Annotated in this window: 20 protein-coding genes and 1 tRNA gene; 3 read left to right on the forward strand and 18 right to left on the reverse strand. The window is 41.6% G+C overall.

All coding sequences use genetic code 11. The features are described from left to right. Nucleotides 1-77 precede the first annotated feature (77 nt). The 7 genes from dprA to lepA all read right to left on the reverse strand — a co-directional run bounded on the left by dprA (nucleotide 78) and on the right by lepA (nucleotide 9,007). The gene (gene dprA, locus G628_RS0105040; RefSeq protein WP_051199036.1) at nucleotides 78-1,241 is read right to left on the reverse strand and encodes a DNA-processing protein DprA; all 1,164 of its coding nucleotides are present in this window, start codon (nucleotides 1,239-1,241) and stop codon (nucleotides 78-80) included. Next, complete coding sequence (locus G628_RS0105045) at nucleotides 1,241-2,809, reverse strand: YifB family Mg chelatase-like AAA ATPase (RefSeq protein WP_027208622.1); 1,569 nt, start codon at nucleotides 2,807-2,809, stop codon at nucleotides 1,241-1,243. Before G628_RS0105045 ends, dprA begins: the two co-directional genes overlap by 1 nt. A gap of 164 nt (nucleotides 2,810-2,973) precedes the next feature. After that, nucleotides 2,974-4,035 (reverse strand): type IV pilus twitching motility protein PilT, encoded by a 1,062-nt coding sequence (locus G628_RS0105050; protein WP_026655483.1) that lies wholly within the window; start codon nucleotides 4,033-4,035, stop codon nucleotides 2,974-2,976. A gap of 79 nt (nucleotides 4,036-4,114) precedes the next feature. Then, nucleotides 4,115-5,236, reverse strand: coding sequence for an HD-GYP domain-containing protein (locus tag G628_RS0105055; RefSeq protein WP_026655485.1), 1,122 nt, complete (start codon nucleotides 5,234-5,236; stop codon nucleotides 4,115-4,117). A gap of 92 nt (nucleotides 5,237-5,328) precedes the next feature. Next, nucleotides 5,329-5,922, reverse strand: coding sequence for a 5'-deoxynucleotidase (yfbR, locus tag G628_RS0105060; protein WP_026655486.1), 594 nt, complete (start codon nucleotides 5,920-5,922; stop codon nucleotides 5,329-5,331). A 41-nt stretch (nucleotides 5,923-5,963) separates the two neighbouring features. Next, a complete protein-coding gene (gene hemW, locus G628_RS0105065) occupies nucleotides 5,964-7,121 on the reverse strand; it encodes a radical SAM family heme chaperone HemW (protein WP_027208623.1) in 1,158 nt (385 codons plus the stop codon). Nucleotides 7,122-7,174: 53 nt separating this feature from the next. Then, complete coding sequence (gene lepA, locus G628_RS0105070; protein ID WP_027208624.1) at nucleotides 7,175-9,007, reverse strand: translation elongation factor 4; 1,833 nt, start codon at nucleotides 9,005-9,007, stop codon at nucleotides 7,175-7,177. Between the two features lie 166 nt (nucleotides 9,008-9,173). Between lepA and rpsT the strand changes: the two genes are divergently transcribed. Beyond that, nucleotides 9,174-9,437: a 30S ribosomal protein S20 gene (gene rpsT, locus G628_RS0105075; protein WP_026655489.1), complete on the forward strand. Its 264-nt coding sequence runs from the start codon at nucleotides 9,174-9,176 to the stop codon at nucleotides 9,435-9,437. An 84-nt stretch (nucleotides 9,438-9,521) separates the two neighbouring features. Here rpsT and G628_RS0105080 read toward each other — a convergent pair whose 3' ends face one another. The 4 genes from G628_RS0105080 to G628_RS0105095 form a co-directional block, all read right to left on the reverse strand. Then, complete coding sequence (locus tag G628_RS0105080) at nucleotides 9,522-10,433, reverse strand: putative ABC transporter permease (protein ID WP_026655490.1); 912 nt, start codon at nucleotides 10,431-10,433, stop codon at nucleotides 9,522-9,524. A gap of 23 nt (nucleotides 10,434-10,456) precedes the next feature. Further along, nucleotides 10,457-11,398, reverse strand: coding sequence for a GTP-binding protein (locus G628_RS0105085; RefSeq protein ID WP_026655492.1), 942 nt, complete (start codon nucleotides 11,396-11,398; stop codon nucleotides 10,457-10,459). A 14-nt stretch (nucleotides 11,399-11,412) separates the two neighbouring features. Further along, entirely contained in the window at nucleotides 11,413-12,681 is a 1,269-nt protein-coding gene (locus G628_RS0105090) for a CobW family GTP-binding protein (RefSeq protein WP_026655493.1), read from the reverse strand. Between the two features lie 115 nt (nucleotides 12,682-12,796). After that, nucleotides 12,797-15,268: a hypothetical protein gene (locus G628_RS0105095; protein ID WP_196803707.1), complete on the reverse strand. Its 2,472-nt coding sequence runs from the start codon at nucleotides 15,266-15,268 to the stop codon at nucleotides 12,797-12,799. Between the two features lie 265 nt (nucleotides 15,269-15,533). Here G628_RS0105095 and G628_RS0105100 point away from each other — a divergent pair, with 265 nt between their 5' ends. Together G628_RS0105100 and G628_RS16480 are read left to right on the forward strand one after the other, a co-directional pair. Next, entirely contained in the window at nucleotides 15,534-15,920 is a 387-nt protein-coding gene (locus tag G628_RS0105100) for a NusG domain II-containing protein (RefSeq protein WP_027208626.1), read from the forward strand. 8 nt (nucleotides 15,921-15,928) lie between these two features. After that, nucleotides 15,929-16,444 (forward strand): Gx transporter family protein, encoded by a 516-nt coding sequence (locus tag G628_RS16480; RefSeq protein ID WP_034462035.1) that lies wholly within the window; start codon nucleotides 15,929-15,931, stop codon nucleotides 16,442-16,444. 398 nt (nucleotides 16,445-16,842) lie between these two features. On the opposite strand, the gene gdhA is transcribed toward G628_RS16480, so the two are convergent. The 7 genes from gdhA to G628_RS0105140 all read right to left on the reverse strand — a co-directional run bounded on the left by gdhA (nucleotide 16,843) and on the right by G628_RS0105140 (nucleotide 25,073). Then, nucleotides 16,843-18,177, reverse strand: coding sequence for an NADP-specific glutamate dehydrogenase (gene gdhA / locus G628_RS0105110; RefSeq protein WP_026655495.1), 1,335 nt, complete (start codon nucleotides 18,175-18,177; stop codon nucleotides 16,843-16,845). 257 nt (nucleotides 18,178-18,434) lie between these two features. After that, complete coding sequence (locus G628_RS0105115) at nucleotides 18,435-19,817, reverse strand: cell wall hydrolase (protein WP_027208627.1); 1,383 nt, start codon at nucleotides 19,815-19,817, stop codon at nucleotides 18,435-18,437. Nucleotides 19,818-19,859: 42 nt separating this feature from the next. Next, nucleotides 19,860-20,906: a Gfo/Idh/MocA family protein gene (locus G628_RS16485; RefSeq protein ID WP_051199037.1), complete on the reverse strand. Its 1,047-nt coding sequence runs from the start codon at nucleotides 20,904-20,906 to the stop codon at nucleotides 19,860-19,862. Between the two features lie 15 nt (nucleotides 20,907-20,921). Next, complete coding sequence (locus G628_RS0105125; protein ID WP_196803708.1) at nucleotides 20,922-22,178, reverse strand: SH3 domain-containing protein; 1,257 nt, start codon at nucleotides 22,176-22,178, stop codon at nucleotides 20,922-20,924. 121 nt (nucleotides 22,179-22,299) lie between these two features. Then, on the reverse strand, nucleotides 22,300-23,571 hold the full coding sequence (locus G628_RS0105130; protein ID WP_026655499.1) for an SH3 domain-containing protein: 1,272 nt from the start codon (nucleotides 23,569-23,571) through the stop codon (nucleotides 22,300-22,302). A gap of 53 nt (nucleotides 23,572-23,624) precedes the next feature. Then, a tRNA-Arg gene (locus G628_RS0105135) sits at nucleotides 23,625-23,696 on the reverse strand. 111 nt (nucleotides 23,697-23,807) lie between these two features. Further along, on the reverse strand, nucleotides 23,808-25,073 hold the full coding sequence (locus tag G628_RS0105140) for an SH3 domain-containing protein (protein WP_026655500.1): 1,266 nt from the start codon (nucleotides 25,071-25,073) through the stop codon (nucleotides 23,808-23,810). Nucleotide 25,074 lies beyond the last annotated feature (1 nt).

Consider the following 25,074-nt stretch of genomic DNA (forward strand, 5'->3'; position numbering starts at 1 on the left):
GCTTCTATTTTTAGATAAACACAACAGATAATATTATTATACGTCAAATCGTAATATTTTCATACGATATACAATAATTAGCCAAATTTCTTCATGTAATATGAACCCGTCTGAGTGATAAGCCCCTTTCCGCACATATCAAACAACTCCTTAAGAAGGTCCGGAACAGCGATATCTATGCCAACCATGCTAAGCTTGTCAGCTATGTAGGAAAAAGAAACAGGCACAGCGTCAAGCAGATCAAGAATCGCTTTTTCTATATGCGATGCACAGGCTCCGCTCCGGTCTTCATCAAAGCTGTGCGGATCCGCCAAAGAATCTTTTCTGTAATTCCATGACGCAAGTCTTTCTATCACGTCATCAACATCAAGCACAACTCCCGCCCCCTGACATATAAGGCGGTTACATCCGTCACTTAGCCTGTCCGTGACTCTTCCCGGTACCGCAAGAACCTCTCTTCCCTGCTCAAGCGCAGTATCTACAGTTATCTGCGTTCCCGAATGAAGTCTTGCTTCCACAACCACAACAATGTCGGACAATGCGCTTATTATCCTGTTCCTCATAGGGAAAAAAGATGCTTTGGGCATAGTTCCCGGCGCATACTCCGAAATAATTCCTCCGTTTAGTGAAAGTTCCTCGTAAATTTCCCTGTTTTCATCGGGATAGCATATATCCGCGCCGCACCCTACAACAGCATAGGATTTTCCTCCGGCGCACAATGCCGCTTTCTGACTTACGCCGTCAACGCCCTTTGCCATTCCGCTTATAACCTTAACTCCCGCAAGCGCCAATCCTCTACCGAGCTGCCTTGCCATGTACCTGCCGTACTCTGAGCAAAGCCTCGCCCCTATTATTGCAACCGACGGACTGTCGTCTCCCGGAAGTTCCCCTTTTACATAGATAGCAAAAGGTGGATTCGGGATATTCTTTAGCTTCTCGGGAAAACGCGGATCAATCCTTGATATAAACTTTATGTCGCTCTCTGCAAGTTTCTTTTTCTCCTTAGCAAAATCCCAAGTGTATCTTGTATCCAAGACCGCCGAAACCTGCTTCGGTCTTAAAAGTTTCTTAAGCTCCGCCTCTCCCATCTCATATATTTCCCTGCATGTCCTTCCTCCGCATAAGAGTCTGTCAGCAGAGACATTTCCTATGCCCGGAGTTGAAAAAAGCCAGTGAGCATAGTCATTTTCCGTTATATTCTCTGATTTATTTTCTGATACTTGTGCTTTTGCTGTCTGCATCAGCCTTCCTCCTGTCTCCAATATTTTCCGTCTGTCATCCTGTAGCTGACAGCCTCCATCAGATGTATCTCTTTTATCATCTCCTCGCCTTCCAGATCGGCTATTGTCCGCGCAAGCCTGAGAACCTTATGATAGGCTCTGGCGCTCAGATCCATGGAACAAAAAGTCTTTTCCAAAAAAGCTCTCTCCCTCATACCAAGCTTGCAATATTTTCTTATATCCGCAGGCGTCATCTCGGAATTGAACTTGAGGCTCGTTCCCCTAAACCTCTCTTCCTGTTTCTTCCTTGCCAAAAGAACTCTTTCTCTCATGGTCTTACTTGATTCATTACAGGTATCGCTCTTCCCCGAAAGCTCCCTGATATCGACTTTGGGTGCTTCTATGCAGATATCGATCCTGTCCAATATCGGCCCCGATATTCTGCCAAGGTACCTTCGAATCTCATTTGATGTGCACTTGCATTTATTCCTGTCGGGATAATACCCGCACGGACAAGGATTCAGCGCCCCTATAAGTTGAAAGTCCGCAGGGTACATGAAAGTTCCTCTGTTTCGCACGATATGAACCTTTCTGTCCTCAATTGGTTGCCTTAGCATATCAAGTTTTGTTCTGGGGAATTCAGGCATTTCATCCAGAAAGAGAATGCCTCTGTGTGCCAAAGAAATAGCACCGGGTCTTGGAATCGTACCGCCTCCGACAAGCGATGCTTCGGTTATAAGGTGATGCGGACTAACAAACGGCCTCTTTGTTATAAGCGCCTTGTTCTCGCCCATCATTCCGGCAACCGAATAGATTGTTGAAACTTCAATACTTTCTTCAAGAGAAAGACACGGAAGTATCGTAGGAATGCGCTTTGCAACCATACTCTTTCCCGAACCCGGAGGTCCTACGATCAAAATATGATGAAAGCCAGCCGCCGCTACCATCGCCGCTCTCTTAACGGCTGATTGCCCGTTGATATCTGCAAAATCCATGCCTTCACTACTTTCTTCATCTTCAGAAAAAATCTTATCAAGGTTAACCCTTGTTGGCTCTATAAGCCCATCCCTTTCTCTTTCGGGCGTCGAAAGATACATGATAACTTCTTGAAGCGATGATACTCCGACAATCTTCATCCCGCTTACCACAGCACCTTCTCTGGCATTTTTGATAGGAAGGATAACTGTCTTGTATCCTGCTTCTTTTGCCTTTGTAACTATGGGGAGAACCCCTTTTACTTCTTTAATATCTCCGTCAAGTCCGACTTCGCCGAGCACGACCGTATCATCGGCACATCCCGGGCCGACCTCTCCTATTGCCTCCAATATTCCGACGGCAAGCGGAAGATCTACCACAACGCCTTCTTTCTTGATATCTGCCGGGGACAGATTGACGGTTATCTTTGATGCGGGAATCTTTATACCGGCGTTTCTTAAGGCAACTTTTACTCTGTCACCTGCCTCTCTGACATCGCCGCTCATGAATCCCACCATGTTGAATCCGGGAAGCCCGGAAGATACATCCACTTCGATCTGCATCAGATAAGAAATAATTCCTCTGACGCCACCGGATGTAATAGAACTGTACATTTTTCCTCTTTTCCGATATGAGCATAAACAAAAATAGGAAATTATACGCACAACGACCTGCTGATTATACAGCAGGCCGTTCTATAAAGTCTTTAAGATTTTCTTAGTATTTCCTTAAGATTTTATGTAGTTGATTTTATCTTAACTTTTTGCCCCGACAATTATTATCTGAGCATTTTGTTCTGCATTGTCTCAGGATCCTGAGCAAACTGAAGGGCAGCTTCTCTTGTGATCTTCTGCTGCCTGTACAGCTCAATGATAGCCTCATCCATGGTTATCATTCCCTGTTTCCTGTATGTCTGCATGTATGTAATGAGCTGATGATTCTTACCCTCACGAATAAGGTTTCTCACAGCGCTGTTTACATGAAGAACTTCAAATGCCGCAAGTCTTGATGATCCGTCAGCCGCAGGAAGAAGCTGCTGTGAAATAACTGCTTCAAGCACGCTCGCAAGCTGTATTCTCACCTGTTGCTGCTGATGAGAAGGAAATACATCTATTAGTCTGTCCACCGTATTAGACGATCCGATCGTATGAACGGTAGAAAGAACGAGATGTCCCGTCTCCGCTGCCGTAATAGCTGTACTTATGGTCTCAAGATCTCTCATCTCTCCGACAAGGATAACATCGGGATCTTCTCGAAGTGCCGCTCTCAAAGCATTGGCATATGAATTCGAATCGGTTCCTATTTCTCTCTGATTGACTATCGATAATCTGTGCTGATAAGTAAACTCTATGGGATCCTCAAGTGTAATTACATGCGCTTCCCTGTTGTTATTTATCATGTCGATAATGGAAGCAAGTGTTGTAGACTTACCGCTTCCCGTAGGTCCCGTAACAAGCACAAGACCTCTTTTTTTCTTATAAAGATCAATAACAGTCTCAGGTATGCCAAGGCTCTCCGCTGTGGGAATCTCTGTTGCAACAACTCTGAAAGCCATCGCTATGGAGCCTCTTTGCTTAAAGATATTAAGTCTGAATCTGCCAACTCCCATGATAGCGAAGGACAAGTCGTGTTGACCGTTCTCCTCGAGCATCTGCTTCTGTTTATCATTTGTAACTTCATGTGCGATTTCCTGAGTGTCGCTCGGCATCATCTTGCCATAGCTTTCCATGGCTATAAGTTTGCCGTTAAGTCTCATCTTAGGCGGCACACCGACAGTAATATGAACGTCCGAAGCGCCTTTTAACTTTGCTTCCTTCAGGATTTCTTCAATTTTAGACATATACTTCCATCCCTGTTCTGATAAATTCTATTTGTATGTGTCGCAAGTACAGCTATACACCACAGCATAATCCGCACTTTCACACATACTCAGGCTCTTCCACGACAATACCGAGGCCTTTGACTTTGGACAGATCCATCATATATCTGTTATCCATAGTCTTCATAATATCTATAATCTCAATATCACCGTATGCCCTTCTATTCGAAAGGTCGATAATGCTGTTATCCTTAAAACTCAAAACAGTCGGACGCAGGAAATCAAGATCGTTAGTCTTGATAACCAGAGCTTTTTCACCGGTGTTAAGCTCAACGCTGACTCCCGGAACAAGAATGTTTATGGAATCAACAAGTGCCTGAACCACTCTCGGGTCAAAAACATCACTTCTCTGCATCATCCTTCTGATAACAAGAACTTCGGAAATAGGCGCATCATCTACTCTCGCAGCCGTTTCCTTATCAAATATTCCCGCAACTATAAGAATCCTTGCAGATAAAAGAGTCTTGGAAATGTCCACATCATTTCCTTTTCTGTAGTCAAGAAGTACTTTTCTTGCCTGATTACATGCTCTCTTTACATTCGGCAAAGAAGAAAATGCATCGTCAATGATAGGATAGCCCGCCATCTCATGGGCATCTATCGTATTTATCTCTTCAGGTGTACACTTAAGTTTGGACTGAAGTTCCGCAGAAAGAGTAAGTTTTCCGATATCATGTATAACACCGGCCATTACCGCTTCGTTCTGATCGGAAAGCGAAGCATTCAACGAATGTGCGATCATCGCCGAAATAATTCCCACATTCAGGCTGTGTTTGTATATATAATCCTCAGTACTCCTAAGTCCCTGCTGGAAAGTAATCTTCTTTTTTAGATTACCGTAATTCTTTATAATCTGGGCACAAATATTAGGAAACTTCTCCTGTTTGTGCACCTTAACAATATGAGCAAGTTCCTCCATGATATCGTGATACATAACGGTCTGAAAACGCTCAAACTCAATATCGTCCTGAGTCATAGGCGGAACAGGCTCTGCGGGTTCAAGAATAAACACGCCAATAAGCCCAAAGTTCCTGATATTATCAATACTTTGCTCATCCTTAAGGACATGGGCCCTGTCATATAAAAGTGCGCCTTTCCTACTGTATATCGGTCTTGCTAGTCTCATCCCCGGTCTCAGTTCATCACACTTAATAAAAAGCATGGTAAATATTTCCTCCCTATATACAAAGCATAACACCCCAATTTATACACTAATTATCGCGCTATCATGCGGAAAAATCAATAAATAAAGTCTTAAGTTAACTCATCCAAAGTATTTCCGTAAGATGAAAGGAACTCATTTACAAAATCAAGAACCTCGGGAAGCTCCATATACAGGCTTCTCACGGATTTTTCAGTGCTCTCCTTCGCGGTTCTGAACTCATTGTTGCCGGCACTTGTTTCTGCCATACACTTGATAAGTGCGGATAATTTGTCTGCAGCTTTTACAAGACGTCTCATATAGCGCTCATCTTCGCTGTCATCCGCCTTAAACACCTGTTCAAAAGAAGGCTTAAGATCGTCGGGAAGCTTTTCAAGCAGCTTATCATCTGCAATCGCCTCAACCTGCTTATATGCTGTTTTTAATTCCTTATTGTAATATTTTACGGGAGTCGGCAGATCTCCTGTAATGATCTCGGAAGCGTCGTGATAAAGTCCGACAAGAGCCGCCTTATTGGCATCGAGATGCCTTCCGTACCTTGTATTTCCTATAACACAGAGAGCATGAGCTATCATCGCAACCTCCATTGAATGCTCACAAAGATTTTCCTGCCTTGTATTTCTCATAAGTGCCCATCTGTCTATATATTTCATTCTTGAAATAAGTGCAAAGAAATTGTAATTCATTTTTTATTCTCCCAAGTTATACATTCAGAATAAATATATCATCAAAGTAAAAAGTCCGCCATTACCGTATTGCAAACGTCAAATCCCCTCTCGGACAATCTAAGATATGCCGCCTTCTTTTTATCACAGGTGATATTCATATCCTTATCACGAAGCTCAAGAAGCGACATCATAAGATATTTATCGATAACTTCGTCATAGACATCAAATACTGTCTTTCCGAATTCTCTATTAAAATCATCCGTTCTTATGCCTTCCGTAAGCCGAAGCCCAAGGAACATAAACTCTTCCGTCTGTGCCCTTACGGAAAGTTCTTCTCTTTCTCTTTTTATCCCGTCTTTAGATAAGCTTATGTACTCTGCCATGTCACGGGTGTTACTAAAACGCACATTGTCTACAAGAGAGGCAGCACCAAGTCCCAATCCAAGGTAGTTTTCCCTTTTCCAATAAACCTTATTATGCCTGCAATCAAATCCGTCTTTGGCATAATTTGATATTTCGTATCTGTGATATCCGTACTCATTAAGGATTTTGGCGGTCTTGTGATACATATCCCTGTCTGCATCTTCTCCCGGAAGGTCAAGGTCCATGTCAAAAAACGGTGTTCCCTCCTCAATAATAAGGCTGTACGCCGAAATATGCTCAGGGTCTAACTTTACCGCTTTATTAAGAGTATCAATGTAAGATTCCACGCTCTGCCCCGGAAGCGCACTCATTATGTCGATATTTATGTTGTCAAAGCCCGCTCTCACCGCATCTTCGTAGGTTCTAACCGCAGTCTTTGAATCATGTATTCTTCCGAGTCTTTTAAGTTCTTCATCGTTAAAAGACTGTATGCCTATACTTAATCTGTTAAATCCTACATCCCTGTAGCTTCTCATCTTGTCAAAAGAAGCTGTTCCGGGATTAAGTTCAAGACTTATTTCCGCATCTTTGGATAAAATATAATTCTCTTTTATATCGGCTAAAATATTACAAATATAAACCGCATTAGGCAAAGAAGGTGTTCCTCCTCCGAAGAACACCGTTTTTACCTCTCTGTCTCTATAATCGCCCGCACTTTCCTTAAGCTCTTTTGAAAGTGCCTTAAAGTAATCATCCATAAGGCTTTCCTTATCACCAAACGACAAGAAGTCGCAGTAAAGACACTTCCTGACACAAAAAGGTATGTGCACGTATAAAGATAGTTCGTTATTCATTTAGTAATGCCTCATAAAACTTTCAAACAATAAAACCTGATTTTTGCATCACATCAGTCTGTACTGTCAAGCTTAAGAACGCTTAAGAATGCTACCTGCGGAACTTCTACGTTACCGATCTGGCGCATCTTCTTTTTACCCTCTTTCTGTTTCTCAAGAAGCTTCTTCTTACGGGTAATATCACCACCGTAGCACTTGGCAAGGACATCTTTTCTATAAGCCTTTACTGTCTCTCTTGCTATTATCTTGCCGCCAACAGCAGCCTGGATAGGCACTTCGAAAAGGTGCCTCGGTATCTCTTCCTTGAGCTTCTCACACATCTTGCGTCCACGCTCATACGCACCGTCCTTATGAACGATAAATGAAAGCGCATCGACTTCTTCTCTGTTGATGAGAATATCAAGCTTAACAAGATCCGATCTCTCATAGCCCTTGAGCTCATAATCAAATGAAGCATAGCCCCTTGATCTTGACTTAAGCGCATCAAAGAAATCGTAAATAATCTCATTGAGCGGAAGTTCGTACTTAAGAATCGCTCTTGTCTGCTCAATGTAATCCGTACTTATATATTTGCCTCGTCTCTCCTGACAAAGCTGCATTATAGCTCCGACATAATCGGTAGTTACCATGATCTCGCCGTTTACCATAGGCTCTTCCATGTACTCTATCTCTGTAGGATCGGGCAAATTGGAAGGATTGGTAAGATCAAATACTGTTCCGTCATTCTTATGCACCTTATACACAACGCCGGGCGCTGTAGTAACGAGGTTAAGGTCATACTCTCTCTCAAGTCTCTCCTGAATAACTTCAAGATGGAGGAGTCCCAAGAATCCCGCTCTGAATCCAAATCCGAGAGCCTGTGAAGTCTCCGGTTCATAGAATAAAGAAGCATCATTAAGCTGAAGCTTTTCAAGTGCATCTCTAAGATCTGAATAATGCGCCGAATCTGCAGGGTAAAGTCCGCAGTAAACCATCGGCATAACTTTCTTATATCCGGGAAGCGCCTCTGCGCAAGGGCTTGCAGAATCAGTTACCGTATCACCGACTCTGGTATCCTGAATATTCTTGATAGAAGCCGTGAAGTATCCGACATCTCCGGCTGTGAGCTCATCGTTCGGAATAAATCTTCCGGGTCCGAAATATCCAACTTCAACTACTTCGGATTCTGCGCCGGTAGCCATGAAACGTACCTTCATGCCCTTCTTAAGAACACCGTCTCTTACTCTTACAAATACGATAACTCCTCTGTATGAGTCATATATACTGTCAAAAATAAGCGCTGTAAGAGGCTTTCCTGCATCTCCGTTAGGAGCGGGGATTTTCTGTACGACCGCCTCAAGAACTTCCTCGATTCCTATTCCGTTTTTTGCCGAAATAAGCGGAGCGTCCTGAGCCTCAATGCCTATAACATCTTCTATCTCATCCTTAACTTCCTGTGGCTGTGCACTGGGAAGGTCTATTTTATTGATAACAGGAAAAACATCCAGATCATGGTCGAGCGCCATATACACATTTGCAAGTGTCTGAGCCTCTACACCCTGCGTAGCATCGACAACAAGAATTGCTCCGTCACATGCCGCAAGACTTCGTGAAACCTCATATCCAAAATCTACGTGTCCGGGAGTATCTATCATATTAAATGTATATTCTTCTCCGTCCTTGGCCTTATATATCATTCTTACGGCCTGAGACTTGATGGTAATTCCTCTCTCCCTCTCAATATCCATATTGTCGAGGACCTGGTTCTGCATCTCTCTGCTGGTAAGAACACCCGTCTTCTCGATCATTCTGTCTGCAAGAGTCGATTTACCGTGATCGATATGTGCAACTATACAAAAATTTCTAATTTTACTCTGATCCACAAAGCTACCTCTATTCCTATTCATCTTTCATTACATCATCATATGATACCATGACAAAAGGCAAAAATCTATTGACAGTTTCTTGAAATTCATCTAATATATTTACCGTATGTAGCATTAACTGTCCGTGTCCGGCTTAATGCGCACACGAACTTACAAATAATAATCATATTATTTTTCGGAGGTAACTATGGCAAATATTAAATCCGCCAAGAAAAGAGTTTTAGTTAATAAGAAAAAAGCAGAAAGAAATCAGATGATCAAGTCAGCAGTTAAGACTGAGATCAAGAAAGTTAGAACTGCTATCGATGCAGGTAACAAGGATGAGGCTGCTAAGGCTCTTCTCGCTGCTACATCTGCAATCGACAAGGCTGAGTCAAAGGGTGTTTTCAAGAAGAACACAGCTTCAAGAAAAGTTTCTCGTCTTGCTCAGGCTGTAAACAAAATGGCTTAATTATTTTAAAAATGTGTATATAACAAAACCTCATGTCTTCTCACCGACATGAGGTTTTTTATTTCTTTGATTTTTGTTCTGTTTTTATTTCTTACGAATGTTTGAAACCTTTTCTTTTATTTCTTCCAAGCTAAGCTTAAACTTCTCTGATACCATACCCGGATTTCCCTGAATAGTCTTTTCCCTGTACCATTCAAAGAATCCCTTTATAGGCTCGGGAGTAAGCTTGGACATAAGGATTCTGTACTTTGCATAAAGCTCGGATATCTCATCCTTAACATCATTCACATAGCCTGAAGGATTCACGTTTATCTTTTCCCTTATCTTCTTAAAAGAGCTGTCGAGCGTTGCACTGAGCGCATCAACTCTCGTTTCGATTCCGCCTCTCACATTCTCACTCTTGGATGTAATAAGTGCATCAAGCCTCTTCTGCATCTTTCTCATCTCATCCTTGGCTTTCTCCATATAGATAAGAACATCTCTAAGATCGAGAGCAGTCTTAAATGCTATCATGAAATCTCCGCCAAGAAGGAAAGTAACAATAAGAGTAACTATAGAGAGCACGTGATAAGGAATCGCACGTACCAGATGCTCTATGGGAATCTGGAAAAAGTGCGAAAACACTACCGTCAGAACTCCCCAAAAGAGTGTTGATTCAAGACAGATATGCCCCTTGAAATTAAAAGGCTTATGAGAATAATCCCAGTATCTTACCTTAAACAACGCCTCCATGGTAACTCCGGTGATATATTCAAGCAGAGTTGCTCCAATGCAGCCGGCAATATATACCATAAGTATATTGTTGTAGAAAGGCTTTGATACAACAAGCATCATTACTCCGCCACATCCGTATAACGGCAAAAAGGGGCCTCTCATAAAGCCCCTGTTTACCAACTTTTTCTCTAAAATTGAAACATATGCAGATTCGAAACACCAACCAAAAAAGCTGTAGAAATAAAACAGAAATAACCACTGTATTGGAAGATATTCAAACATATAAGCTCCTGTTTTTACATATATTATTGCTGAGGATTAGAGAAATCAATTACAGGATACTCGGGAGCATCCGTCTTCTCTATGGAAAGCGCCTCAAGAACCGGTCCTTCCCCGTTGTACTCGGGAACAAATTTCTTTGTAACTTTGGCAGTCACAAGAATCCATTCTTTTTCTGTAAGAGTATCTACTTTGTCATACTCACAGGCAAATCCAAGGAACTGCATATCCTCCGCACAACAAGTCATAGCCATTCTTCCCGGAACAAATCTGTTCTTAGGGAACTCAGGCGGTATAAGTACCATCGCCTTGAACTTAACGTTCTTTCCTTCATATCTTTCAACATGCTCAAGAGCATCCAGATAGAACATTCCGTATCCGAAATTATTGAGCTCTATGGGATCTGCGTTAAGGTCAAAAGGAAGATCCTCATCAAGTGTAACATCAACCTCGCCGTTCATATCTTCAAATATGATATCAGCCTTCCGGTTGATTGCTTTTACATTTCTCTTAAACGAAGCAAGATCTCTTATTCCGTCACATCTGTTGAACAAAATGAGGTCAGAACCACGAAGCTGTTCTGCCAAAAGAGACTTCATGTTATTGAAATACAACTCAAAATTGGAAGCATCTATAACAGTGATCTGCTGTTCCAGATTCCACATAACGGGAAGCTTCAGATTCTTATAGTTCCACATTCCGTTGTACTCGATAAGAATACGTTCCGGATTGTACTTGGCGTCAAGTTTTACCAGATTATCGGGATTAAGCTCCTCTTCATCTTCTATCTTCTCAAGAATAGTATTTGTAGACTTAAGAAGTTTCTCTTCATAATCATTCTCACCCTCTTCACACACCAAAAGAAGAGTCTTACCTCTGGTCCTGAAATAAGGCTGAGCTATTGTATAACGGAAAAAATCAGTCTTTCCGCTGTCAAGGAATCCATTGATAATATATACCGGTTTCAATTTCTTTCTCCTTATCAAAGTTTGCGGAAAAGCTGTTCAAGTTTATCTTCGTTAAGACCTGAACCGATTACGCAGATCTTTCCTGTAACATCGGCAGCGCCGCTTCTTACATCAGCTTCGCCGGGAACATAGTCAAATTCAATCCATGTGCCGTCTGTTGCGGGAACAACGCCCTTAGAACGAAGAACAATTCCGTAATCAGAGTCTTCATCAAGCTTCTCAAGCATATCCTTGATCTCGTCAGCCGTATACTTAACGGGAGTTTCCATTCCCCAGCTTGTAAACACCTCATGAGCCGCATGATCGTGATCATGCCCGTGACCATGACAGCAGCAATGATCGTGCTCTTCTTCGTCCTCATCGTCATGATGATGATGGCAACAATGTCCATGTTCTTCTTCATCTTCATCGTGATGATGGTGGCAGCAATGTCCGTGCTCCTCTTCATCCTCATCGTCGTGATGATGGTGGCAGCAATGTCCATGCTCCTCTTCATCCTCATCGTCGTGATGATGGTGGCAGCAATGTCCATGCTCTTCTTCATCTTCATCGTCGTGATGATGTGCTCTGTATACTACAGAACCATCTTCGTTAACCTCTTTGTGGCTTCCGTGATGATGATGGTGATGGTGATGTTCCTCAGCCTCTTCCATTACAAGCTTAAGGAGCTCTGCCTCAAGATTGCTGTTTCCTTCGAATGTATCAAGGATCTCTTTTCCTGTTATCTCATCAAGAGGAGTTGTTATAATGGTAGCCTTCTCATTGTGGCTGCGGATAAGCTTAACCGCCTCCTCGATCTTCTTCTGATCTGCCTTATCTGTTCTTGAAAGAATAATGGTTCCGGCATTCTCAATCTGATTAATAAAGAACTCACCGAAGTTCTTGATATAAACCTTAGCCTTAGATACGTCAACAACAGTAACCGCGCTGTTAAGTTCCATATTGTCATCTGCATCGGCAATATTCTGAATTGCTCTCATTACATCTGAAAGTTTACCAACTCCCGAAGGCTCAATGAGAATTCTCTCAGGAGCATATGTTGTCATAACTTCCTTAAGAGATGTCTCAAAATCTCCTACAAGCGAGCAACAGATACAACCTGAATTCATCTCTGTGATCTCTATTCCGGACTCCTTCAAAAAGCCGCCGTCGATACCAATCTCACCAAACTCATTTTCAATAAGAACAACCTTGGTTCCGTTAAGCGCTTCCTTAAGAAGTTTCTTTATAAGGGTGGTTTTTCCGGCACCCAAAAATCCTGATATAATATCAATCTTTGTCATTTGTACTCCATTCCGCACATGTTAGTCTGTGCTACATCTACTACAACAAAGTATATTCTATTAACACAATATCAAAATGTCAAGGAAACGCTATATCACTGACTTTGATTCCTATTTACTCACCCGCGCCCCGTTCCGGTAACGTAGTCTCACAATCCTCTTTTTCTTCGATACCACTACTCTGTTCAGCATTTCCACTATAATCTGCAGTTTCTTCGCTACTATCCGCCGATGCATCTTCCTTTTCCGGTACATCATTACCATTATTCAGATTTTTTATCAATTCGCTCGCCACGCCTGTTTCCATATTTGATTCAGCCGTTCCTTCTTTGTTACATGTTTTATCATCCGGCTTTTCGCAGACATTTTCGGCAGTTCCTGCGTTCTGAGTAACTTTCTCATCTTCGCTATGTACATCTTCTTTTATACTCTCAGGTGCGGAAATTTCCGGAGAATCTGAATATTCACTGTCGCTACCATCGTTATCTGAAGACTCCTCATAGTCTTTTAATGCATCAATACGTGATTGCATCTCAGAATTACTAAGCCTGAAATCCCCAAAGGGCGCTGTCACGGCTCTTGTAGCTATGTTACTTGTCCTAAGTGACCTCGATGCATTTATTGCAGGCACTGTCGAATTATATCCCGAATACCTGCCATTGAACTTAATGTGAGCCGAAACCACCTGTCCATGAGCAAAACCGCAGGAAGGAGAATACCCTTCAACGTAGCTCTCATTTTTATTACATACCATTATTGTCTGTGAATTAACTCTTACTACAACGCCATCCCTATCCTTAGCTTCATCAAGTGAATAAACAGTTTCTTCATGCCAGCCGTTGGTATTGTTAAACCTTATTCCACAGTGCTTACACTCATACGAAAAAACCGGTGTTCCGTCCGAATAATCTTTTACATGACCGCGTCGCCTTGTATCTTTATTTGTACTGATGACATACACGTTACTTGTACTATAGCACGCATCGGTATGTCTGTGATATACAGGTGTCGTGTAACATCCGCCATATCTGTCCGTTGATACATAATTATCGCCGCAGGTCTGCCCTCTTCCGTCTTTATGATAGTGATAATCATACTCGATACTTGCCGCGGTATCACCGGAATCGATAACAACCTGTGCAGGTATGTTCTCTATGGCTCTTACAAATTCCATAAATGTGGCATCCTCTTTTATCTTTACACCCTTAGTGAGTAATGCGGATGCCAAAAGCTTTTTGCCATTACTCACACGCTGAAAAACCTGGTCGAGCTTGTTGTTTATTCCTGCGGATTTCGCATCGATATAGCCCTTAATACCATCCATATTTGTGCTTATATTTTTGTTTATGTCGGCATTGATATTGGTAATTCTTTGGTCAATCTTATCGCCTCTTGCCTTACTTTCAGAATTGTAGTTTTCTATCTTTTGGCCAAGCGCATCTCCGCGTGCTTTGCTTTCCGAATTATAATTTTCAATCTTCTGTCCGAGAGCATCTCCCATCGCCTTATTATCCGAATTATAATTCTCAATTCTTTGTCCAAGGGATTCGCCTATAGCCTTATTGCCCGAATTGTAATTCTCTATCTTTTGACCGAGAGCATCTCCCATCGCCTTATTATCCGAATTATAATTCTCAATTCTTTGTCCAAGGGATTCACCTATAGCCTTATTGTCCGAATTGTAATTCTCTATCTTTTGACCGAGTGCATCTCCCATTGCCTTGTTATCTGAATTATAATTCTCTATCTTTTGGTCAAGCGCTTCGCCCATCGCTTTATTCTCAGAATTATAATCATCAATCTTTTCATTTATCTCTTTTCCGAGGTTTTCACTCAAAGTTTGAAATTCACTCTTTAAATCCGAAACAGAATCCATATTTCTTTTTTCAAGTTCCTTATCTAACTCTGTAAGCTTCTTTAGGAGCTCCTCATATCTTGTAAGTGAATCCGTTGATATCTTGTCATCGCCATTCTTCACCTCGGTTCTGATCTCATTATCGAGGTCTTCCATCAGCTCTTTATTCTGCTTCTTTACATTTTCATATTCATTTTTTATATTCTCAAGCTCTCTTCCAATCTCATCAAATTCCTTGGCTGCCTTTTCTCTTGTCTCGCCGTTCCCGTTTTCGATAAGCTCTTTAAGGCTCTCAATTCTGGTCTCTGTGCTGTTTACCGAAGTATGAATATCTTTTAGATTCGTACCAAGTCCGGTAACCTTCTCACTGACCGCATCTGTATTTTTATCACCCTCAAGGCGATCATTCCTGGTCTTTTCATAATAAGAATCGATTCCCTTCTGATTCTTAACGATCATCTTATCAATATCCGTCAGGTAATTATGAAGTTCATCAAGCTTCTCAGTAGTCTTTTCGTTATTCTTGTTTTCCTTCTGCACAACCTGATCCCTTGCGCTCGCCGCAACAACGGGAGTACTCATATAGATAAGTCCTCCGCACAAGACAAGTGCAATAACAACCGCCACAGTTACAACAAAAGTGTCGTGTCTTCTAAGTTTCTTCATAAGCAGTTTGACTGAATTATTCTGCTTTTCCCAACGTTCTCTTAAATTCATTTCGTTCCTTTCCATACTCATCAAGCACGGAAAAAAGCAGACTTTTACCGCGCCAAACAGTAATAAATAATATTGATTAAAAAATGTGGAATTATCCCGGATGAATATCCAAGATTTCGTCAGCAGAAAACTGACAGAAATTTATTATACATATAAAAAACAAAAATGCAACCCGTTTTTTCAAAGACGAAAACAATTACCACATTCATAATTGAAATGCTATTTTTGCAATGTTTTCTGATATACTTTAGTGTGAAATTATTTATATGAGAGGCTTTTAGTGGATAAAAAACTATTCAAAAAAAATGATCTTATTCTCATAATCTTTTTAACACTTACTTCAGTCGTCATGCTGATCGGCATCTCTCTTTTTTCCAAAAAAGGTGCAACAGTAGTCGTCAGTGTCGACGGAAAGGAAGTCGCATCTTTTCCCCTTGACGAAGATACCGTTTACAACATCGGCGGATATCACGGAGGCGAGAATATTCTTGAGGTAAAAGACGGAAAGGCTCATCTTACAGATGCATCATGTCCCGACAAGCTTTGTGTCAGCATGGGCTATATCAACAAAAGCGGCCAGTCTATCATATGCCTTCCCAACAAAGTAGTAATCGAAATAAAGGGAAATACCAAAGATAACAATAACTTTGACACCATATCGGAGTAAAAGAATTTATGAATATAAAGACCAAAACAAGTAAAACAGCAATCTACGGCGTACTTACCGCACTCGCAATAATCCTAGGCTATGTAGAAATGCAGCTTCCGGCCTTCTTTGCCGTTCCGGGCATCAAACCCGGTTTTACAAACATCGTAGTAGTAGTCGCCCTATATTCTATGGGTGAAAAGAGCTCACTCTTTATCAACTTCGTCAGAATTGCCATAGTATCCATGCTCTTCGGAACCCTAATGGCTTTCATGTTCTCACTGGTAGGCGGTCTACTCAGCACCATAATCATGATTCTTTTTAAAAAGACCGGCAAATTCAGTCCCATCGGTGTAAGTGCCGTAGGCGGTGTAACCCACAACATCGGTCAGATCATCGTAGCTATGTTCGTAACCGGCACCACCAACGTCCTCTGGTACTTGGTTGTCCTGTGGATTACCGGCACCGTAAGCGGAATCATCGTCGGACTCATTGGTGGGCTAATCTGCAACCACCTCGATATTAGTAAGATATGTAAAAACTGATTTTTGCATAATCCTGATTTCGTTGACAGCCCTGTCCCAAGCTATCCGTTTAGAAACGTAGATATTTCACCATAAGGCAATAAGGCGGATTTTCGCAGTATTTAAGTATGTTGCAATATTCAAGAGCAATAAAAAGACTTAAGCTTTCATTCTGTTCTCGCTCCAACTGTTTGAGCCCATTTATGGGCGAGTTTTGGAGCGAAGAATAAAAGCTTAAGTCTTTTTATGCCTTGAATATCAACATACTTGGCAACAAGAAAATCCGCCTTATTGCCTTATGGTGAAAAACAACCGCCTTCAAACGGATAGCTTGGGACAGGGATCGAGTAAGTAAAGGCTGCCGCACCAAATTGGTGTGACAGCCTTTATATGATTTAATATTTTATGAAGAATACTTATTAAACAATACCCTGAGCCTTCATAGCCTCTGCAACCTTAAGGAAGCCTGCGATGTTAGCACCTGCAACGTAGTTGCCTTCCATGCCATACTTCTTAGCTGCATCATCAATGCTGTGGAAGATGTTAACCATGATCTGCTTAAGCTTAGAATCAACCTCTTCGAATGTCCATGAAAGTCTCTCGCTGTTCTGTGACATCTCAAGAGCTGATGTAGCAACACCACCTGCATTTGAAGCCTTACCACAAACAAAGAGAACCTTGTTAGCCTGAAGATACTCAGTAGCCTCGATAGATGTAGGCATGTTAGCACCCTCACATACAGCCTGAACACCGTTAGCTACAAGCTGCTTAGCATCCTCAAGAAGAAGCTCGTTCTGTGTAGCGCAAGGAAGAGCTACATCACACTTAACTGACCATACACCCTTACCTTCGTGATACTCAGCAGACTTTCTTGCTGCAGCATACTCTGTAAGACGTGCTCTCTTAACTTCCTTAACTTCCTTAAGAAGCTCAACATCGATTCCTTCGGGATCATAAATCCAACCTGTTGAATCTGAACATGTTACAGGCTTAGCACCAAGCTGCTGTGCCTTCTCGATAGCGTAGATAGCAACATTACCTGCACCTGAAACTGCAACCGTCTTACCCTTGATATCAGAGCCGTTGCACTTAAGAAGCTCCTCTGTAAGGTAAAGAAGTCCATATCCTGTAGCCTGTGTACGAGCAAGAGATCCGCCATATGTAAGGCCCTTACCTGTAAGTACGCCTTCGTATACGTCTCTGATTCTCTTGTACTGACCGTACATATATCCGATCTCACGTCCGCCAACACCGATATCTCCGGCAGGAACGTCTGTATCAGCACCGATGTGTCTGTAAAGCTCTGTCATGAAGCTCTGGCAGAATGCCATAACTTCTCTGTCTGACTTACCCTTAGGATCAAAGTCAGAACCACCCTTACCACCGCCGATAGGAAGGCTTGTAAGAGAGTTCTTGAAGATCTGCTCGAAACCAAGGAACTTGATGATACCAAGGTTTACTGAAGGATGGAAACGAAGTCCTCCCTTGTAAGGTCCGATAGCTGAGTTAAACTGTACACGGAAACCGTTGTTAACCTGAACCTGTCCCTTATCATCTACCCAAGGTACTCTGAAGAGGATCTGTCTCTCGGGAGTTACAAGTCTCTCAAGAAGAGCATCCTTACGATACTCGTCCTCGTTAGCTTCAATAACAACACGAAGTGACTCAAGCACTTCTTTTACTGCCTGATGAAACTCAGGCTGTGCAGGATTCTTTGCTACGACATAGTCGTAAATCTCATCTACATATGACATTTTTTGGTTCTCCTTCCTGTGCAAAAGCACATAAAACATTTAATTACTGAGTAAAAACTCATATTAACGCAATTCATAATGTATCTGCACACCGTCTTTTCTTAATAGAAAAAGGGCGTAGGAAACCAGTGGTCTCCACGCCCCATTGCGCAAACATCATTGTCTGAATGGTATTATACGCTTTAGACTTTTAAAGTGCAATAGTCTTTATTACATTAAATCAAAAAAATCTTTCCGTTTTTTTCAAGTGAAGATATTTACTCGTCATCGCTGTCATCCTCATCGTTCGAATCATCATCTGAATCATCGCCATGGTTTTCTTCTTCATTGTTCTCTTCCGCAGGAGCTTCCTGATTCTGTTCAGGCTGTGGCTGCGCTTGCTGCTCCTCTGGCTGTGGTTCTTCCGGAGGTTTCTCCTTGACAACCCACTTGTAAAAGAATGCATGATTACCTACCATGGTGTACTCAGCTATTCCATAATGATCGGCCCAGTACCTTGTCATAAAGAAAAGATAATCACCTGTACGGGCGCCACCCAAAACTGCCTGTGCTGCTTTTAAGCACATAGTATTGGGACCTCTACCCATAATAAGTTCAACTTTACCCGAGCGATATGATGCAAACTGCATATTCTGAGTAATAACACCGACAACATCATTAGGAAAAGCCGAACTCTTTACCCTGTTCATTATAACAGAACCGACACCAAGCTTTCCTTCATAGGACTCTCCGTCAGCTTCCGCCTGTATTGTAGCCGCCAGCCACAAAAGTTCGGAATCCGAAGCGGCATAAGCACCACCTGTATTCTCTTTAGGTCTGTTGGTAAGTCTTTTTGCATACTCAGCCTGTGCGGAAGCAACTTTAGCAGCCAGTTCCTTCTGAAGCTGGTCAAGTCTTGCAAGCTCTTTATCATAGTCCGCAAGCTTTCCGTTTTCGTCACTAAGCGTTTTGTTTGTCGACCGTAACTGTCCGTTGACAGTTGCTGTCAAAGATTCCAATGTATCCTGCTTATTATCAAGCTCATTCTGTATGGACTGAAGTCTTTCTTCTTCATGCTTAACTTCATCGGTCTTCGCTTCTATCTCTCTCTGTAAAGCCTTGTATTCGCTGATTTTCTTATTATCATAGGCAACTACCGCATTTAAGTATTCAAACCTTGTCAAAAAATCACGAAAAGAGCCGGAACCCAAGAGTGTCTGCAATACACCCTTATCTCCGCCTTTTTCATAAGTTGCCTTTATACGAAGCTTAAGATTCTTATAGCGCTCTTCTTCCTGCGCTTTTGCTTCGGAAAGCTCATTTGACAACCTGATTATATTTTCCGAAACCGCATCCATCTCAGCTTCGTTGTTCGATATTTCCTTACTTATAACATTTAATTTGTTGGAATAATCATTGATCTGATTCTGAAAACCTTGTTTTTGATTCTTAAGATTTTCTACGTTCGACTTTGTCTTCTCTTTTTCACCCTGAAGATTTTCTATAGCTTTTCTGGCTTCATCAGTCTGCCTCTGCAGATCGGAGATCTCTCTCTCTGACTCTGCGATCTTATCATCATATTCATCGGCATGACCGGACACAGGAAAACTAACCCACAAGAATATAAATACAAGTGTCCCCAAAAAAAACTCTTTTTTCATATTTCTTCCGCTCAACTGACTTTTTTACCGTTTAATTATAGCTTATTCAAAATCGTCCTCTTCGGCTTCTTCATAAAACTCATCTTCATCTATTTCATCAATTCCTTTCCACTCCCCGGGGAATGTTATATCATTTCTTTTCCTAATAAAATCCATAAATTTGAGCATCATGAGAGACTCAGAATGAGGCATTTCGGAACATTCCGTCAATTTCTGCTGTATAGCCTTCACACAAGCATCAATCTCATATTCGTATCCGGTCTTCTGCCTGTGACGCTTATGATAAGCAACCTCATTGTGATTCTCATCATATACCGAAATTCCTTCGATATTATTGATGTTATCTACGATAATATAGCCTTTGCTTCCATAAATGACACCACTTCTGTCGCTCATAGAAAGCGCAGAAGCATTGAGCACAGCCATCCTACCATCCTTATATTTTATGGTGATGCTGTCATTCATGTCCATTCCTTCATCGTTATAGGTGCAAACGGAAATAATATCATCAACATCATTGCCAAACACCATAGAAGCAAAATTAAGCGTATATACACCAAGATCAAGTAGAGCACCGCCTCCAAGCTCCGGTTTTGTTATCCTGTCTTTATCGGCAACGTTATATCCAAGGCTCGCAGTAAGCATATTGGGCTCACCGATAACGCCGCTCTCAAGTATTTCCTGAAGCTTCTTACGCATAGGATGAAATCTTGTCCACATAGCCTCAGAAAGAAAAATACCGTTTTCCTCGGCGTAATTAAATACCAAATCCGCCTGTTTCTCATTAAGCATAAATGCTTTTTCACATAATACATTTTTTCCGGCTAAAAGAGCCAGTTTTACGTTCTTAAAATGCTCAGAATGAGGTGTCGCAATATAGATAAGGTCTATCTTGGGATCTTTTACCAATTCCTGATATGAACCGTATGCTTTTTTTATGCCTAACTTCTTCGCAAAGCTGTCGGCACTTTCTTTTGTCCTGGAACCAATAGCATAACATGACACATTTCTCATTGATTTGAGTGTCATTGCCATGAGCTCAGCCATCCTGCCGGTGCCCATGATTCCCACCTTAAATCGTCCAAACATTCAACAACCTCCGTATTACTGGTCGATAAATTCACTCTTAATATATCCTGTCTGTCCCTCATATTCAACTTTTGACCATCCGGATGGAAGATTCTCAAGCACTTTAACAGTTGCTCCCTTATCCATGCTGGTCAGAATAGCGGAATCTGTTCCCTGTCCGCTACGAAGTCTGACTGAATCTCCATTTACAGTCTTTGTCTCGCCTTTTCCATCTGATTTGTTATCTTTAGTATCAGTGTTTTTATCATCAGTGTCTTTTTTATCTGACGAACTATCTTCTGCACTGTTATCTGTAGATTCTGAAGAAGCATCATTTGCAGCATCTTCGGATTGCTCATCATCTGCACCGGATCCGTCATCGATAAGCTCAAAATACTCCGACTTTACATATGCTTCAATGGTCTCTCCATTTCTCTCATAAGAGATCTTGCTCCATCCGTTGGGAAGTTTCTCGATTTCCTGATATTCCTTACCTATCTCAGTCTTCTCAATAACTTCTGCCTCTGTACTGTCACTCGCTCTGATATTTACAATATCGGTAGCTCTGATAATACGCACCTGGTGCGCATCAATATTTTGCCACTCTTCTTTCTTTTTCTCATCAGCAATTGCAGCATTGGCCTTTGCCTTATCTTCCAATCCATCTTCCACTTTCTTCTTGATTGCAGTGCTCTTTGCCGCAAGAAACGATGAAAGAGATTCATCAGAATTTAGTATCTCATTATATTCAGATGAAACCTTATTGTTAAGATCGATCACATCTGCCTGGGCATTCAGTGCTTTAACATACTCAATGACTGTCTGATCATCCGTATCACCGCATATGTATAACTCTCCGTTTTCCGTGTTGGTACAAATATACAGCGTTTCCAAACCGGGTAATGCTTCGTCGTAATCAGCAAGCTTTACCAGCTGATATATAAATGCAATATAACTGTTGGGAACGGGACCGGGCTTAGTATATACCCTGATTGAATCATATCTCTCGATGATTTCGCTTAAAGCCTCAGCCTTTATTCCCTGCGAATTATCAAATCCTTTGTAGATACTGTTTACTTCATCCGCATTGCCTTCAATGATAGCAGTATAGTACCTGCTGATAAGATTAATTATATCGGGATCAGTACACTCTTCAAGAGCGCTCTCCTCAATCTGATTTGATCCGCCCATGGAGGCTTTACCGGCCTTAAGTGCAGAATTGGACACCATAAGATTTGCCTTATATGAAACTGCTACAGTTACAAATGCAGCGGCAAAAAATATTATAGGCATAAAAATGTTTTTATTGTCGGAAAAAAACGACCCTTCTCTATGCCTTACATTTCTCACTTCTGCAGATTGATTTTTCTTTTTTCGTTTCATGATCTACCCCTGCCCGACGACGACTTACTTATCAGCCGTCGATAAACTCGCTCTTAATATATCCTGTCTTTCCATCATATTCAACTTTTGACCATCCGTTAGAATATCCCTCGATTACCTTAACAGTTGAGCCCTTATCCATAGTAGCCAGGATAGCTGAATCGGTTCCCTGTCCCTTACGCAGTCTGACAGAGTCACCTTTTATCTTCTTGCTTTCATTTTTGGCTGTCGCATTACCGTCTGCTGAATTCGATGCAGCATCTGATGATGTATCTGCCTGTCCCTCACCAACTTCGGTTCCGTTATCAATTCTTTCAAAGAATTCTGTCTTTACAAAAGCTTCGCCGCCGTTATATTCGATCTTACTCCAACCATTTGGCTGTGCTTCAATCTCTGTAAGTTCATCACCGGCTTCAACCTTACCGATTTCCTCGGCGTCCGTACTGTCGCCTTTTCTGACTTTTACATTATCCTTAGCTTTGATAGTGTGAGTAGTCGGCACCTCAGCGTCCATAGAAGCTCCGTCTGAAGCAGCCTCTCCCGAGTTGTCCGCAGATGCATCTCCTGATGACTGATCAACCATTGCTTCAGCCACCTTAGCCTGAATATCTTTTCTCATGTTTGTAAGCTGTGCCGCAAGATTTTCATCGTCATTAATCATCTCGTTATATTCAGACGCAACCTTATTGTTAAGATCGATTACATCAGCCTGAACACTAAGAGACTTAATATAATTAATGATGGTCTCATCCTCTGAATCACCATTAATATACACTTCTCCGTTCTCATCTGTACATACATAAAGTGTTTCAAGTCCCGGAAGAGCCTTGTCATAATCATACAGCTTAACCATATTATAAACATATGCTATATAACTGTTCTGAATCGGCCCCGGCTTTGTATATACCTTGATTGAATCATATTTTTCGATAAATCTGGATATAGCCTCTGCCTTAAGTCCCTGCGTATTATCAAGTCCTCTGTAGATATTATTGACTTCTTCCTTATTTCCGTCAGCCATAGCCTGATAATATCTGTTAACGAGATCTACTATGTTCTGATCTTGGCATTCTTCCATTGTGATTTCCTGAATCTCATTCACTTCTCCAACCGAAGAATTATCACCCGCCAATGCATCTTCAGAAGCCGTGCGGTTTGCCTTAAATACAATTACTACAGTTATAAGGACCGCAATAAAAAAAATAACCGGCATGAGAAACTTCTTATTATCGGCAAATATCGCCAAAATACCGGTTCTATCATTTCTCCAGCCTGTAACTTGACTACGCTTTCTTTGTTTCATGCTCTACCCCTGATCGTTTCTTAATAGAGAATGCATTACACTCTCAAAGCAAATACACCCGACAGGAATCGAACCTGCATTAAAGGCGTCGGAGGCCTCCGTTCTATCCATTAGACTACGGGTGCATACCCAACAATAATACCATATGGGCATTGCAATGTCCAACCGGAGCGAACTTACAGGTTTAATGATTCCAGCCGATGTGTATATTTTTTAAATCTTTAATTACCTCCGTATCACTGCTCAATAAATTCTGTCTTTACGTAACCTGTCTGTCCCTGATACTCAACCTTTGACCAACCGTTATCGCAATTTTCGATAACACTTACGGTTACTCCCTTGTCAAGGCAAGCAAGTACAGCAGAATCCGTTCCCTGTCCTTTACGAAGATTTACTGCATCATTTTTGATCTTCTTGTTTCCTAATTTTCCATTTGCACTATCTGCATTATTATTAGCTTCCGTTGTATCGGATGAATCATTCTGTCCATCACCCGCCTGCTCATCAACACGATCAAAGAACTCTGTCTTTACGAAAGCTTCTCCGCCATTGTATTCGATCTTACTCCATCCGTTAGGCTGAGCTTCGATCTCTACAAGTTCCTGGCCGGCTTCAGTCTTACCAAGTTCTTCGGCATCTGTGCTGTCTCCTTTTCTGATTTTAACAACTTCTCTTGCTTTAATAGTATGAGTAGTAGGCGCCTCCGGTTCCTGTGATGCCTCTTCAGAAGCAGCATCACCCGCCTCATCTGTAGATGCATCGGCATTTGCCTGATTAACCATGGCTTCTCCCATAGCTGACTTAAGATCATTCCTCATAGCTGTAAGCTGTGCTGCAAGATTCTCATCCGAATTTATAAGTTCATTGTACTCAGACGCAACCTTATTATTGAGATCGATAACATCAGTCTGTACGCTAAGAGATTTAATATAATCAATGATCATCTGATCTTCAGAATAAGCATCAAAATATAAATCCCCGTTTTCATCTGTACAGATGTACAACGTTTCAAGACCGGGCAGAGCTTTATCATAATTTACCAGTTTAACCATATTGTACACATATGCAATGTAACTGTTGGGAACCGGACCGGGCTTAGTATATACAGTAATAGATTCATACTTCTCAATAAACTGTGATATTGCCTCTGCCTTAAGTCCCTGTGTATCATCAAGTCCCTTGTAAATACTGTTTACTACATCCTTATTTCCTTCAGCCTGTGCCTGATAATATGAATTAACAAGATCGATTATTTTCTGATCCTTACACTCTTCCATCTTGATCTCTTCAACTTCTTTTACATCTTCCATGGAAGCCTTGTTTACTTTCAGTGCCGACTCAGATGCCATAGTATTTGCCTTATGTGCTACAGCTACAGTTATAAGAACTGCTACCAAAAAGATTCCAGGCATAAGAAACTTCTTGTTATCGGCAAACACTGCCAATACCCCCTGTCTGTCGTTTCTCCATCCTGTTACTTGATTTCTTCTTTTTCGTTTCATG

The organism is Butyrivibrio hungatei NK4A153 (genome assembly GCF_000424465.1).
Taxonomy (GTDB): domain Bacteria; phylum Bacillota; class Clostridia; order Lachnospirales; family Lachnospiraceae; genus Butyrivibrio; species Butyrivibrio hungatei_A.

Excerpts from the sequence above, each read along its gene's own strand:
- G628_RS0105140 (WP_026655500.1), bottom strand. The coding sequence starts at position 25,073 with ATGAAACGAAAAAGAAGAAATCAAGTAACAGGATGGAGAAACGACAGA.
- G628_RS0105050 (WP_026655483.1), bottom strand. The coding sequence starts at position 4,035 with ATGTCTAAAATTGAAGAAATCCTGAAGGAAGCAAAGTTAAAAGGCGCT.
- dprA (WP_051199036.1), bottom strand. The coding sequence starts at position 1,241 with ATGCAGACAGCAAAAGCACAAGTATCAGAAAATAAATCAGAGAATATA.
- rpsT (WP_026655489.1), top strand. The coding sequence starts at position 9,174 with ATGGCAAATATTAAATCCGCCAAGAAAAGAGTTTTAGTTAATAAGAAA.
- G628_RS0105055 (WP_026655485.1), bottom strand. The coding sequence starts at position 5,236 with ATGCTTTTTATTAAGTGTGATGAACTGAGACCGGGGATGAGACTAGCA.
- G628_RS0105125 (WP_196803708.1), bottom strand. The coding sequence starts at position 22,178 with ATGCCTATAATATTTTTTGCCGCTGCATTTGTAACTGTAGCAGTTTCA.
- hemW (WP_027208623.1), bottom strand. The coding sequence starts at position 7,121 with ATGAATAACGAACTATCTTTATACGTGCACATACCTTTTTGTGTCAGG.
- G628_RS0105115 (WP_027208627.1), bottom strand. The coding sequence starts at position 19,817 with ATGAAAAAAGAGTTTTTTTTGGGGACACTTGTATTTATATTCTTGTGG.
- G628_RS0105090 (WP_026655493.1), bottom strand. The coding sequence starts at position 12,681 with ATGACAAAGATTGATATTATATCAGGATTTTTGGGTGCCGGAAAAACC.
- G628_RS16480 (WP_034462035.1), top strand. The coding sequence starts at position 15,929 with ATGAATATAAAGACCAAAACAAGTAAAACAGCAATCTACGGCGTACTT.
- G628_RS0105095 (WP_196803707.1), bottom strand. The coding sequence starts at position 15,268 with ATGGAAAGGAACGAAATGAATTTAAGAGAACGTTGGGAAAAGCAGAAT.
- lepA (WP_027208624.1), bottom strand. The coding sequence starts at position 9,007 with ATGAATAGGAATAGAGGTAGCTTTGTGGATCAGAGTAAAATTAGAAAT.
- yfbR (WP_026655486.1), bottom strand. The coding sequence starts at position 5,922 with ATGAATTACAATTTCTTTGCACTTATTTCAAGAATGAAATATATAGAC.
- G628_RS0105080 (WP_026655490.1), bottom strand. The coding sequence starts at position 10,433 with ATGTTTGAATATCTTCCAATACAGTGGTTATTTCTGTTTTATTTCTAC.
- gdhA (WP_026655495.1), bottom strand. The coding sequence starts at position 18,177 with ATGTCATATGTAGATGAGATTTACGACTATGTCGTAGCAAAGAATCCT.
- G628_RS0105130 (WP_026655499.1), bottom strand. The coding sequence starts at position 23,571 with ATGAAACAAAGAAAGCGTAGTCAAGTTACAGGCTGGAGAAATGATAGA.
- G628_RS16485 (WP_051199037.1), bottom strand. The coding sequence starts at position 20,906 with ATGTTTGGACGATTTAAGGTGGGAATCATGGGCACCGGCAGGATGGCT.
- G628_RS0105045 (WP_027208622.1), bottom strand. The coding sequence starts at position 2,809 with ATGTACAGTTCTATTACATCCGGTGGCGTCAGAGGAATTATTTCTTAT.